Raw genomic sequence first — 13,644 nt, forward strand, 5'->3', positions numbered from 1 at the left:
AAAACAAGTCTTTTATTTTTTCAACCAGCGGGTAAAGTGGGAGTGATCCCTGGAATAAATCTGAATGGCATATACCCCAGGTGCCAAAGTGGTGAGGTAATCTTGCAATTCTACCAGATTCAGTTTGGCGGTGTAAATGTAGTGGGAAGCAATGCCTATCACCTGAACGAATGCAGAAGAATGATCCAAATCATCTGGAAGTAGAATTTGCAGCGGACCCGAAAAATGAGGATTGGGATAAATTTTTAATTCTGCCGATGGCAAAGGATCCGAGCGAAATACTTCAGACCAAGAGAATGCTCCAGAAAAGTCGATTTGCTTAAGTTGATAAAAGACGGGGGTTCTATTTTGGCGGGTAGTGTCTTGAAATGTATAGGTTCTTTGCCCCTCTGTATCTCCTAGGCTTTTGACCTGTCCAAGTTTTTGCCAGTCAGCCAAACCATTTGTACTTCGGTAAATTTCAAAGTAGTCATTATCCTCTTCTTGAGATACTTTCCACTCTACCTGGGTATACCTGCCAAGGTTTTCCGCACTTAGCTCAAGCCAATTCAAAGGCAAAATGCTAAGTGTTCTATAGCTTCCTACTGTAAAGTTTGTGCTTTCCAGCTCGCCAAAAGTCAGAGAGCGTCGAGCCCAAAGTTCAATAGGATCCAAACCGGGAAGGTGGCTTCCAGGAGCTGCATACCCAGTACCTACGATTCTGAGATCATCTACATTGTCAACGATTAGTTCATCCGCTGAAATCCTCATTTCAATAGGTAAAGACGAGGGAGATACTCCGGAAAAATCGAAATAGCTATATAACCGATATAAAATAGGGGTGCCATCTGAATCATTAAATTGGGGGTCAAATTCTGCTCCTGAGAATTCTTGAAAATTAAGGCTTAGGCTTCCTCCGGGCGAGCTACCGAGCAGTTGTACCTTGCGAATTCCGCCCTGAAATTGGTCTAGAAATGGCAAGGTAAAATTCGTAGCATTCATAGTCGCGGGCAAATTGAAATAGTTTAAAGTCGAGATGTCGCGCCAATATCCACCCGAGTACTGTAGTCCCCCTGTCCCCAAAAGGTTTATGCCAATTGCGTTTTGCTGCAGGTTTAGACCTCCAGCTATCATTTCGAGTTGTGACAAAATCTGTAAATCTCTATCGAAGGATACTTCACCGGATGGTTTATTGAGACTAAGGTTTAACGTAATTAGAGGAAAGCCGAAAATAGTCTGATCGCTGTTACCCACGACGGATAAACTTGTAGAAGTAAAATCAAATGTACCTGTACTACTTTGGATCAAATCGCCAGAAATTGAAAGATTTGCCGGTAATTGTAGGTTTTGGGATGACCGTAACTCTAAATCATGTAAAGAAATCGGGAAGTTTGATGTAGGAAATGTTTTGGTGATAAATGATTTTGTGCTTGTGCCTGATGCGAAAGTCACTTTTCCATTTAACTCATATTGGACTACTTCCAGTTCTGGGTTGTTTCCTTCAAATATGGCCTCTCCTCCATCCATTATTTCGAAAAGAGCAGCGCTTCGACTGGCGGAGCGAAAGAGAATATCTTCATTACATTTAGAAATAAAGGTGCCCCCATTTTCAATAATGAAATCCCCATATTCATTGAGTCCAAAAAAATCTTCAGAATTGAAAGATAACGTGGCACAAGCTGGAGTAGGGCCTAAATTGTCAATTTCTTGAATCAGCGTTCCTGAGCGAATAATGAAACGCATACTTTTTACCGGTTCTTCAATTGTTAATTCGACTCCATCTCCGGGATCAAAAATGATGGAGTATCTACTTCTTATAGAAAAGCCACTCCAAGCTCCTTTCGGCACGATTGTTCTTGAGTTACCTTTAAAGATCAATCTGCTATCGATGGAATTTCCAATCCAATTTATCGAATTCCATGACCCTGTTGGATTACCTGGTGCTGGGCCATCGAAAGCCTGAAGTGTGCCAAATATTTCAAGTGCATTACCGTTAAGTAGTAGCTTTTGACCTGCTCCAGCTTCAGCATTTATAAAGAGGGATTTTACACTTTGGTTTCCCACAAGGCTAAGTGTATGCGTTTGATCTATATAAATATCGTTGGCAGCCATGGGTAGAGATAGGGCTGGATTCCAAGTACTACCATCGAATATCTCCCAAATGCTAACATCATTAAAGAATCCTGAGCTTGTGGTTCTAAAGGAATTAATTTCTTGGCAATAGAGTGGGCATACGACACCTACCACCCATGCAACTGCAAAGAATAACCTGTATATTCGGCTGAAAAAGTACTTTTGCCGAAACGATATCGGAGCTAGAAAAACCATTAACCAAATCCTAAAAAAGTAACTAAATATAACAGTATGGATTTTAAAAATAAAATTCTAGGTGTATTTTTTTTCCTGACAATCATAGGTTTAGCCCCGGTTTCGGCCCAGCAAGTGGAGATTAGTTTGCTGACTTGTGCCCCGGGAGCAGATCTCTATTCGGCCTTTGGCCATAGTGCTATCCGGGTACGGGAGCGGGATACGGGACGCGATCTGGTTTTTAACTACGGCACCTTTGACTTTGACACCCCTTTCTTTCTGGTGAAGTTTGCCCGGCGCACCCTAGACTATCAGCTCTCCATCACCACCTATGAGCGATTTGTACGGGCCTATGCTGCCGAGGAGCGAAATATGAGCGAGCAGGTGCTGGCACTGAATCCCCAGCAGGCCCAGGCCATGAGGGACTTTCTGGATATCAACTATCTGCCTGATCAGCGGAGCTATCGCTATGACTTCTTCTTTGACAACTGTGCCACCCGGATCCGCGATGTGCTCGCCAGTATCCTGGGAGAGCAGCTGATCTGGAATGATCCTCAGCCGGTAGCGGAGGAGCGTACCTTTCGTGATCTGATCGATGAATATATCCTCTCCAAGGTTTGGGCGGATTTTGGCATTGACCTGGCCCTAGGGGCGGTGATCGATGTGGAGGCCAGCCCCTATGATGCGCAGTTTTTGCCAGACTATATGGCGGCAGCTTTTGCGCGAGCAGAGATTCAAGGGGATGGACCCACCCGGTCACTGGTGAAGGAGACACGTACGATTTTACCCTTTCCTCCGGTGGCGACTTCGGGATGGGGGCTCTTTAATCCCTACCTCTTGCTTTGGCTTCTGGCCATTATATTTGGGGTGATGACCTATCTGGGCTTTAAGCGAAAGCGCCTCTATATCGGTATGGATATTGGGCTTTTTGGCCTGCTAGGGGTTTTGGGAGTGGTGATGTTTTTGCTTTGGTTTGCCACGGATCATGTGGCCACTAAGTGGAACTGGAATCTGCTCTGGGCTTTTCCCGGACATTTGATTTTGGCCAAAGGCCTACTCGCCAAATCCCTCAAACCTTGGGTGCGGAAGTATTTGCTTTTTGCCCTGATTATGGCCGATGCCGCTGTGGTCTTTTGGATTCTGGGCTGGCAGTCTTTCCATCCAAGTTTGGTACCTCTGCTGCTGGTGATCATTTTGCGAAGCAACTATCTCTACTATAATGTGGAGAGGATGAAAGCCTTTGCAAAAAAGTAAACCATTTGGGGGGCTAGGGGTGTTGCATAGAAGCAATAGATATTATGGATTTTAAAATTACCTCAGAATACGTACCCACGGGCGATCAGCCCAATGCCATCCATCAGCTCAGTGAGGGAATCCAAGCTGGAGAACCTGCACAAGTGCTGCTCGGAGTGACCGGATCGGGGAAGACCTTTACCATGGCCAATGTGATCCAGAATGTGCAGAAGCCGACTTTGGTTTTGTGTCACAATAAGACCTTGGCAGCGCAGTTGTACGGGGAGTTTAAGCAGTTTTTTCCTGAAAATGCCGTGGAGTATTTTATCTCCTACTATGATTACTACCAGCCGGAAGCCTTTATTCCCACTTCGGGGACCTATATAGAAAAAGATCTCTCCATCAATCAGGAGATCGAAAAACTACGACTCAGTGCCACCTCCTCTTTACTCACTGGTCGTCGAGATGTGATCGTGGTGGCCTCCGTGTCCTGTATTTATGGTATAGGAAATCCAGAGGAGTTTGGTAAAAATGTAATCCGACTGCAGGAGGGCGACCGTATTCCAAGAAATCAGCTCCTGTTTAAGCTAGTGGATATTTTGTACAGCCGAACGCATCAGGATTTGACCCATGGTACTTTTCGGGTGAAAGGGGACACCGTGGATATTTTTGTGGCCTATGCAGATTTTGGGTATAGGATTTTCTTTTGGGGAGATGAAATCGAGGCCATTCAGCGAATCGATCCGGCCACAGGGATGAAAATCTCCGATGAGCGGATCATTTCCATTTTCCCAGCCAATCTCTTTGTGACGGGAAAAGATGTGTTGCAGCAAGCCATCAAGGAGATTCAGGACGATATGGTGGCGCAGGTGAATTTCTTCGAAAAGGAAGGACGATTTATTGAAGCCAAGCGACTTCAGGAGCGAACGGAGTTTGATCTGGAGATGATGCGGGAGCTAGGCTACTGCTCTGGGGTAGAAAACTATTCCCGCTATTTCGACCGAAGGGAGCCAGGTATGCGGCCCTTCTGCCTGCTGGATTACTTCCCGGATGATTTTCTCTTGATGATCGATGAAAGCCATGTGACTGTGCCTCAGGTGCGCGCAATGTGGGGTGGAGATCGAGCGAGAAAGGTCAATTTGGTGGATTTTGGGTTCCGTTTGCCCTCAGCCATGGACAATCGTCCTCTGCGCTTTGAAGAATTTGAGGAACTCACCAATCAGGTGGTGTATGTCTCGGCAACGCCGGCAGACTACGAGCTGAGCAGGACCGAAGGAGTAGTGGTGGAGCAAATCATCCGACCTACCGGATTGTTGGATCCCACGATTGAGGTTCGCCCAAGTCAAAACCAGATCGATGATTTACTGGAAGAAATTGATCAGACTATTCAACGGGGAGCGAGAGTATTGGTGACCACACTTACCAAGCGAATGGCAGAGGAGCTACAGAAGTTTCTGGAGCGCGCTGGGGTCAAATCACGATACATTCACTCCGAAGTGAAGACCCTGGATCGAGTGGAAATTTTGCGAGAGCTAAGACTGGGAGTGTTTGATGTGCTGGTGGGAGTGAATCTACTCCGTGAGGGGCTGGATTTACCTGAGGTATCACTGGTGGCAATTTTGGATGCAGATAAGGAGGGCTTTCTTCGAAATGAGCGGAGCCTGGTTCAGACCATTGGTCGGGCGGCGCGAAATGACGAAGGCCGCGTGATCATGTACGCAGATAAAATTACCGATTCGATGGCTTCGGCTATTGATGAGACCAAACGTAGGCGTGCTCTGCAGATCGAATACAACACTGAACATGGGATCACTCCGCAGACCATCATTAAATCGCGGGATAAAATCATGGGTCAAACCAAAGTAGCAGATAGTAAGAAAAACGCAAAGGTTTATGCCGAGCCAATCGGTGCAGAAAGTACGATGGCGGCAGATCCTGTCGTTCAGTTTTTATCTGCGGATAAACTCGAAAAGCTGATTTCTCAAACGCAAAAACTTATGGAGAAGGCCGCCAAGGAGCTGAACTTTATGGAGGCGGCAAGATTCCGAGACGAATGGATGGCGCAAAAGAAAAAGCTGGAAGAATTAAAACGAGGTCCTGGAAACTAAGCATAGACAGAGAAAATAATGCAACTCGCTGATGTAAAAAGACTGGCCGGGAGAGGGGAAGGGCTGACCATTGAGTTTAAGAAGAAGGCTGCCCATCCAGAAAAAATCGTGCGTGAGCTCATCGCCATGGCCAATACGGCTGGAGGAGTACTACTCGTGGGTGTGGATGACGATGGGACGGTGAGTGGGCAGAAATTTATCGAGGATGAAGTTTATGTGTTGGAAAAAGCCATTGAGGAGCTGATTTTCCCTCCTTTGAACTATACTAGGGAGACACTGGCGATCAACGAAAAAAAGGGCGTGGCGATTTTTGAGATTCCTTTGAGCGATGCTCGTCCTCATTTTTTGAAAGTTGATGGAATGCGCAAGTCCTACATTCGTGTGAAGGATCGAAGCGTACAGGCGAGTAAGGAAGTCTGGGAGATTTTGAAAAAAGGAAAGCGGGAAAAGGACGTGATATTCACCTACGGAGAAAAAGAAGAGTTGCTACTCAAGGCGCTGGACGAAAAGGAACAAATCACAGTAAAAGAATACGCCAAACTGGCTCGAATCCCTAAATTTCTTGCCTCTAGAACGCTTGTTCGATTGGTTTTGGCCAATGTGCTGGCTATTCATCCTCAAGAAGCAGAAGATTTTTTTACGCTGAAGGGGGGAGTTTAATCTGGGTTCGTTCAGTAAAACCTTGATTGCCCTGTAGCCCACCGGTATGAATGAGGAGAATTTTGGATCCTGCCGGAAAGTACCCTGATTTGATTTTTTTAAAGATAGCAAAAGCCATTTTTCCAGTGTAAATGGGGTCCAATGGAATGCCGAATCTAGTGTAGAAATCCCAAATAAAATCGATGAGCTCAGGAGTCGTTTTGGCGTAGCCACCAAAGTGAAAGTCTGTATCAATATGTATCCTTGGAGGAAGAGCAGAAGCCGTATGCAGGATCAAATTTTTCACATCTTCCATAATAAATGCACCCTTGAGAGAAGAAATACCGATTAATTCCTGGTTATCCGATTTGCCTGTAGCGATACCCGCGAAAGTTCCTCCGGTACCGATAGCACATGCCAAATGGGTGAATTTATTGTCTTCTTGACTTAGGATTTCTTGAGTGCCTTGGATAGCCCGTTCATTGGTTCCGCCTTCTGGAATGAGATAAAATTGGCCAATTTCTTTGCGCAGCTTTGCAAGGAAATCCGGATCTGTTTTTTGCCGATAGGTAGACCGATCGAGGTAAATCAGTTTCATACCTGCGTCGCTCGCTGATTGAAGCGTTGGATTTAAAGGAGGGGTGAGCTCACCGCGGATCATCCCTATGGAATTCATTCCTAGAGATTGGGCTGCCTGAGCGGTGGCATGGATATGATTGGAATAGGCTCCGCCAAAGGTTAGAATCTGCTTGTGGCCGAATTCTACTGCTTTTTGGAGATTGTATTTGAGCTTGAAAAATTTATTTCCGGGAATTTCAGGATGTACTAAATCCAGCCTCTTGACCCAAACTTCAAGGCCTGCAGCATCAAAATCAGGACTAGATAGCTTTTCGTTTGGAATGGGCCGGGCTGTGAGCAAGGGGAAGATTTTTGATTACAGACAAAGTTACAGGAGATCCTGTTATTTTTGCTCCATGAGCGAATTACCAGAGGAGGAATTTGAATCGGATGATTTAGAGCTTTTTGAGCATCACAAAATTGTAGTAGATAAGGGGCAAAGCCCTATTCGAATCGACAAATTTGTGAGCGAAAAACTCGCCAATGCCACCCGAAATAAAGTGCAACAGGCACTGGATACGGGAAATATTCTGGTCAACGGGCTTCAGAAGAAGTCGAATTACAAAATTAAGCCCAATGATGTGATTCAAGTTTTGCTCGAGAGCCCTCCCAAGGATAATGAAGTTTATCCAGAAGACATTCCTCTAGATATTCTCTATGAAGATGAATACCTCCTTGTGGTCAATAAACCCGCTGGAATGGTGGTACACCCGGCTCATGGTAACTGGACGGGAACTTTGGCGAATGCCTTGGTCCATCATTTTCAGGATTTGCCTGAGATGAAAGGCAATGAAGGAAGACCTGGGTTGGTACATCGCATAGACAAGGATACCTCAGGCTTATTAGTGATTGCAAAGGAAGAGGGTGCCATGACCAAGCTGGCCGCTCAATTTTTTCATCATACCATTGAGCGGACCTATTTGGCTTTGGTTTGGGGAGAACCTGAGGCAGATCGTGGAACGATCGTCGGGAATGTGGGGCGAAGTCATAAAGATCGAAAGGTGATGGATGTCTATCCGGAAGGCAATGAAGGGAAGCATGCAGTGACTCATTGGGAGGTAGAGGAGCGATTGCGCTATGTGAGTTTGATCAGATGTAATCTGGAAACAGGGAGAACCCATCAGATTCGGGCACATATGAAATATGCTGGACATCCACTTTTTAACGATGCGGTCTATGGCGGGGATAAAATTCGAAAGGGAACTCAATTTGCCAAGTACAAGGCCTTTATACATAATTGCTTTGAGGCGCTACCAAGACAAGCCCTTCACGCCAAATCCTTAGGTTTCGTACATCCTGTTTCAGGAGAGAGCCTATATTTTGAAATGCCCTTACCCGAGGATATGCAGACGGTTTTGGATAAATGGCGGGACTACGTGCAATACGAATAGGGGTATTAGCCTTAATTTCAAACAATTCGTATCATCTTTTTGAATTTTTTGGCCTTGGAATCCTGAAGGGTTTGGGCATGTCTCATCTAGAGGGATCATTAGATTTGCATTTTTTTAAGGTTGTAATCTGATTCACTTCCGATTTGGCAAAATCCAAGGAGAAATCGGCACTTAAATTATCGAATAATTAATGAAAAGAGTTTTTAAATAAAAATACCGTAAAAAAATAATTAAATCTTTGAAATATTTGCAATAAAGAATCTGATTCATTTATATTTGTACATACCAAAAGGGTAAAAAACACACATACTGTAGGATGTTGAAATTGGCAGACAAGCCCTCCTGTCTCGGGGGTGGAGGTCATGGGATAAAGCACTTTAGCGAGCTCGTAAATTTGCCTAACTACTCCGTGGAGGTTCGAATCCTTCTCCTACAGCAGGTTATTTTGGGTTTATTGTTAATTGACAAAACCATGAAATTATGTTTCATGGTTTTTTTTTGCTCCAGATTTAAGTGGCCAATTATGGAATCGATAATGAATCGAGCATTTTTATAAGACAAATTTTATTTCATTTAATAAATAAGTCATTATGATAAATAAACTGTAAAAAAAATATCAAATTGTTGCCAAAATTTTAATAAACGGATCAAATCTATAAATTTGAGACATGGATGAGTGAAAGTATTCATCCTTCCACTTCAAGTTGAAGAAATCAGCACTTTGTAGGATGTTGAAATTGGCAGACAAGCCCTCCTGTCTCGGGGGTGAGGATCCAGATCCGGTTCTAATCGGATTCAGGATTGGATAAAGCATACTCTAAACCGGACTATCGCCTAACTACCTCGTGGAGGTTCGAATCCTTCTCCTACAGCTAAAGGCAGCGATTTCGCTGCCTTTTCTTTTTTTACTTAGTTTATTAATCTTTGCCTATTTTAGCCTAGAGTATTGCAGGTCATGAGTCAAAAAAAGGTACGGAAAATTAAGGGGCACGAATTACGTAAGAAGGTACTTCGGGTAGTTATTGGGTTATTACTTGCTATCCTCTTTTTGGAGTTTACCGTGTACTTTGGCTCTAATTTATTCCTTGCAAATTGGGCAAGAAATAAGGTGAACGAGGCTACTTCTTCCGTGTACTCCATCGATTTTAACAGACTCAATATTTCGCTGGTAAGAAGGGGGATCTTTTTGGATGGGATCGTGATGAAGCCGAATGATGGGGTGATCCCAACCGACGGGCAAACCTTGTTTGATTTTTCCTTGGATCAGTTGGCTTTCAAGGGATTATGGTATTCATTTGAAGAGAATATTTTTTATCTGGGCAAACTAGAATTAGATAATCCGAATGTTCAGCTGACTTTGGCTGAAAAGGCCTCGGGATCACAAAATCAGGATCAAGAAGCTGTAGAACAAGATTCGGCAAGCTACAAGCAAAAGGAATCTCCTGTTGCTTCCTTGGAGCGAGAAATTAGAAAAACCATAGAAAAGACTAAGTTGAATGCTTTGGTCATTCGAGAGATCGAAATGAATAATGCAGACCTATTTTTTCTGAACTTCTTGAGCGATAACTCCTTGAAAGTAGAGAAGAGTAAGCTTTTGGTCCGGGACATGAATCTGACTACCACTGAGGACTGGATCACACCCTTCAATGCACGAGGTTTTGAATTTGAAATGGAATCTGGTCAATTTACCTTACCAGATGGAGTGCACACCGTGGAAGCAAATCGAATTTTTATTTCCTCCTTGGAGGAAATTATTGATTTGAAATTTTTCCGAATGACCCCAGACAGGACTAAGCCTAGCAAGTCCTATTACGAATTGTCACTAGATGAGCTTTTGCTGAATAAAGTGGATTTGAATAGGGCATTTGTGACTTCAGAACTCCAAATCGATGAAATTGTACTTAATGCTCCAGATTTCCACATCGGTCATGCAGTGCGGTCCAATCAGGAGAATCAAGGTGCTTCGGATTTGAATGATTTGATCAACGGGATTCTCAAGTCCCTTTCCATTAATGAGCTGTCGATCAATCGTGGACAATTTGTTAGTTCGGATTTCCAGGATACTCTGAAAAATAGAATTGAATTGGGGAATCTTGATTTTAAGATGGTTGAGTTTTATTTGGGGGAGGATGATGCGAAAAAGGAAAACCAGTTTTTCTATGGAGATGAGGCGTCCATGATTATTGGGGATGTGGATATTTATCTTTCAGATGGGATCCACCTGATCGAAGGGGATAGAGTGACTGTTAATAGTTTTACCGATCAGATTCTAGTTCAGGGTTTTAAAATCGAACCACGCGAATCTTTCTCTGTAGAAAATCAACCTAAGTTACTTTTGCGGATAGAGCTTCCTGAGCTAGAACTATCTCAAGCCAGACTGAAGAAATTTTATAATGAAGGGAAGCTTGATATTTCCCAGGTAAATATCAATTCTCCCAAAGTGGAGATTATAGAAAATGAGAGTTTGACATCTAACCCAAAACAGCCGGGGGGAATCAATGAACTTCTTGAAGGTTATTTATCACAATTGAAAATTGGTGTATTTGATCTAAAAGATGGAGAAATTTCATTTACAAATGCCTCTGGAATCCGAAGTGATGGAGTGGGCTTTGATAGGTTTAGCTTATTGCTTGAGGATGTACTGATTGAGCCAGAAAAGGTACAAAATACCAAGGAGTTTTTTCTGGCTAATGAGCTCGTACTTAATCTGGATAATTATCGATTGAAATTGCGAGACAATCTCCATGAATTTTCAGCAGAGAAGGTAATTGTAGATTCTAAGAATGAGCGTGTTGAGCTTCAAAACTTCAAAATCAGTCCCAATGATACATCTCAGGTCCAGACCTTGCTCAGTACGTACGGAAAGACCGCCATTTTGGATTTGGATATACCCTACTTTGCCGCCGAGGGGGTGGACTTGCGAAAAGCATTTTTTGAGGAGGAGCTAGTGATTCGATTTATAACCATCCCATCCACGAGTGCCTCTTTCGATACCTATGCCAAAAGGCAAAAATCTAGGTCATCAGGATTGGCCTCAGATAATGAGCTCAGCGAGCTGCTTACCCAGTATTTTCGATCCATCACTATTGATTCCTTGAGTTTTGAAGATGGGAATCTGTCGTATCAGAATTTTGCCAGAGATCAGCCAATGAGGATTAGTGAGGATGGCTTGAGTATAGACTTAAAGAATTTTCACGTGGAGCGTGGTATGGTGCAGAGGCCTGAACAAACCTTCTTTTCAGATGAAATTAGCATCAATTTTAAGGATTATGCATTTAGCCTAGCAGGAGGTAATTATTCGGTTTTAACCAACAATATTAATTACAATTCAAAGGCAGAACGAATAAGCATTGAAAATTTAAGTTTGATTCCTTCAGCTTCCCTGTCTAGTAAACTGATCCTAGCGATTTCACTTCCAGAAGTAGTTTTGGAGGGAGTGAATATGGATCGATTTTTATTTGAAAATAGCCTAGAGCTCAAAAAACTGAAGGTAGTAGGAAGCGAGGTAAACTTGGAAATTAATCCCGATATAAAGGCCGCTAGCCGGTTAGCCAGAGACAGCAGCCGGAACACATCGCTTCCTAAGTCGATTGACCGGATAGCCATTGATAGCATTGAAGCCGATCAGTCTTTCCTTAAGTTGGATTATCTCATTGGTGAAACAGATCTCGAATCTATTGAGACCAAATTTGACATTTTGATCCAAGGGTTTGATCTGGATTCTGCGACACTTGGAGAGGAAAATATTTCGGGGCTCTATGATCAAATATCCATTAGTCTTCAAGATTTTTCATTTGCACTTCCAGATAGTGTACATACCCTGAAATTTTCTGATGTGGAATTGAATACCGCTACAGACGAATCGGTATTTAGTAATTTTCAAATTATCCCAAGCAATATCCGGGGAAAAGCCGGTAAGCCAGTGGTACTTGCCGATATTGCTTCGGTCGGGGTGAAGAACAACAAGCTTTTTGAGATTCTTTCTACTAGAAGATTTGAATTAAGTCAATTGACTTTGACTGATCCAGATGTCAAGATTTACCTAGATCAGGAAAAGGAAGAGGAGTCTTCTGCCAATCAGCCCGAGGAAATTCAGGAGCCAAAGGAAGCCAAAGGTCTGGTCAACTCTTTGATTTTGGATGATGTAATTATAAGTAATGGAGAGATCCAGATTTTTGATAAGGAAGAGCAGCCGATTCCCAAACTTGATTTTGATGGGATTAATTTAAGTTTGGTTGATTTGAATTTGGAGCTTTTGGGTAAAAAACAAGACACGAGTCCTGATTTTTTTCTAAATCAAGATCTGAGCATATCCCTTACCAATTATAGCCTTCATAGCAAAGATAGCCTGACGAAATTAACGGTTGGGAAGATGAGCTTTAAGGATCGGATGGTTCATTTGGAAGATTTATGGTTCAGGCCAACCGTCGGTCGCTATAAGTATTTGCGAACTTTAGGCTTTCAGTCGGACGCCATCGAAGCTAGAGTCAGGGACGTTAAGATGAACGATATCGACCTTGAAGCCCTAGCTAGTGAGCGGAAAATCGTCGCTCAATCCCTTGTCGTAGATGGTTTGGAAATGGATGTTTTCAGAGACAAAAGACTGCCACTCAAAGAAGGTGTGATCAAGCCTATGCCTCAGAAATTACTTCAATCGGCTCCGATCCAAGTCAGTTTAGACTCGTTCCTTGTAATTAATTCACACATTCGATATCAAGAATTGGTACCTAGAGGCAATTTGGTGGGAGCTTTGAATTTTAATGATTTGAATGTCTCCATTGTTCCCTTTGTCACTACCCCAGATACCATACCTTATCCCCTAAAATCTGCGACGCTCAAAGCGACAGCACTCATCGAAGGAGATGGAGATGTGTCTTTGGAAGCGAAAATGGATTTCAAAGACCCCTATGAAATGGATGTGGATATTGAATTGGGTGCTTTTGATCTGACCAAGGTGAATTCAATGATGGAACGTACCGTTTTTGTGGGCGTAAACTCTGGGAAGGTTACTGATGGAAGATGGAGGTTTAAAATCAATAAGGATGAGGCTTGGGGCCGAATGCGGTTTTATTATGAAGATCTCAAGGTTCAGTTTTTGGATTCTCTCACTCTTGACCCGGGGACTGGTAAACTGGGGCTTTATACTTTTGCAGCCAATACGGCGATTAAAAACCAGAACCCACGTGGTCTTTTCAAAAAGAAAGTAACTCGTAGGATTTACTATGAGCGCGATAAGTCCAAATTTATTTTTGGGGGCTGGATGAGAGCAACTTTAAGTGGACTCAGAGCAAGTGTGGGTCTAGGAAGGGCCAAGGATCCTAAACGCCGAGAGGATGAAGATATACCAGAAGAAAATTAAAAAGGCGGCT

At 43.3% G+C, this 13,644-nt stretch carries 7 protein-coding genes; 5 read left to right on the forward strand and 2 right to left on the reverse strand.

Features of this window, described 5'->3' with window-relative positions; genetic code table 11:
• Positions 1–12 precede the first annotated feature (12 nt).
• A complete protein-coding gene (locus tag ACFOSV_RS01905) occupies positions 13–2,091 on the reverse strand; it encodes a T9SS C-terminal target domain-containing protein (RefSeq protein ID WP_377902827.1) in 2,079 nt (692 codons plus the stop codon).
• Between the two features lie 252 nt (positions 2,092–2,343).
• Here ACFOSV_RS01905 and ACFOSV_RS01910 point away from each other — a divergent pair, with 252 nt between their 5' ends.
• From ACFOSV_RS01910 to ACFOSV_RS01920, 3 genes are read left to right on the forward strand one after another with little or no spacing between them, the layout of a single operon-like run.
• On the forward strand, positions 2,344–3,540 hold the full coding sequence (locus ACFOSV_RS01910; protein ID WP_377902829.1) for an Lnb N-terminal periplasmic domain-containing protein: 1,197 nt from the start codon (positions 2,344–2,346) through the stop codon (positions 3,538–3,540).
• A gap of 44 nt (positions 3,541–3,584) precedes the next feature.
• Complete coding sequence (gene uvrB / locus ACFOSV_RS01915; RefSeq protein WP_377902831.1) at positions 3,585–5,627, forward strand: excinuclease ABC subunit UvrB; 2,043 nt, start codon at positions 3,585–3,587, stop codon at positions 5,625–5,627.
• Between the two features lie 18 nt (positions 5,628–5,645).
• The gene (locus ACFOSV_RS01920; protein WP_377902833.1) at positions 5,646–6,287 is read left to right on the forward strand and encodes an AlbA family DNA-binding domain-containing protein; all 642 of its coding nucleotides are present in this window, start codon (positions 5,646–5,648) and stop codon (positions 6,285–6,287) included.
• On the opposite strand, the gene ACFOSV_RS01925 is transcribed toward ACFOSV_RS01920, so the two are convergent.
• Positions 6,265–7,185: a 1-aminocyclopropane-1-carboxylate deaminase/D-cysteine desulfhydrase gene (locus tag ACFOSV_RS01925; protein WP_377902835.1), complete on the reverse strand. Its 921-nt coding sequence runs from the start codon at positions 7,183–7,185 to the stop codon at positions 6,265–6,267. The two genes, ACFOSV_RS01920 and ACFOSV_RS01925, sit on opposite strands and share 23 nt — an antisense overlap.
• Before the next feature lie 55 nt (positions 7,186–7,240).
• Between ACFOSV_RS01925 and ACFOSV_RS01930 the strand changes: the two genes are divergently transcribed.
• On the forward strand, positions 7,241–8,275 hold the full coding sequence (locus ACFOSV_RS01930; protein ID WP_377902837.1) for an RluA family pseudouridine synthase: 1,035 nt from the start codon (positions 7,241–7,243) through the stop codon (positions 8,273–8,275).
• 955 nt (positions 8,276–9,230) lie between these two features.
• Positions 9,231–13,634 carry a hypothetical protein gene (locus ACFOSV_RS01935; RefSeq protein WP_377902839.1) on the forward strand — a complete coding sequence of 1,468 codons (4,404 nt, stop codon included), beginning with the start codon at positions 9,231–9,233 and terminating at the stop codon, positions 13,632–13,634.
• The last annotated feature ends 10 nt before the right edge of the window (positions 13,635–13,644 follow it).

It is taken from the genome of Algoriphagus namhaensis (assembly GCF_042649705.1).
GTDB classification, from domain to species: Bacteria; Bacteroidota; Bacteroidia; order Cytophagales; family Cyclobacteriaceae; genus Algoriphagus; species Algoriphagus namhaensis.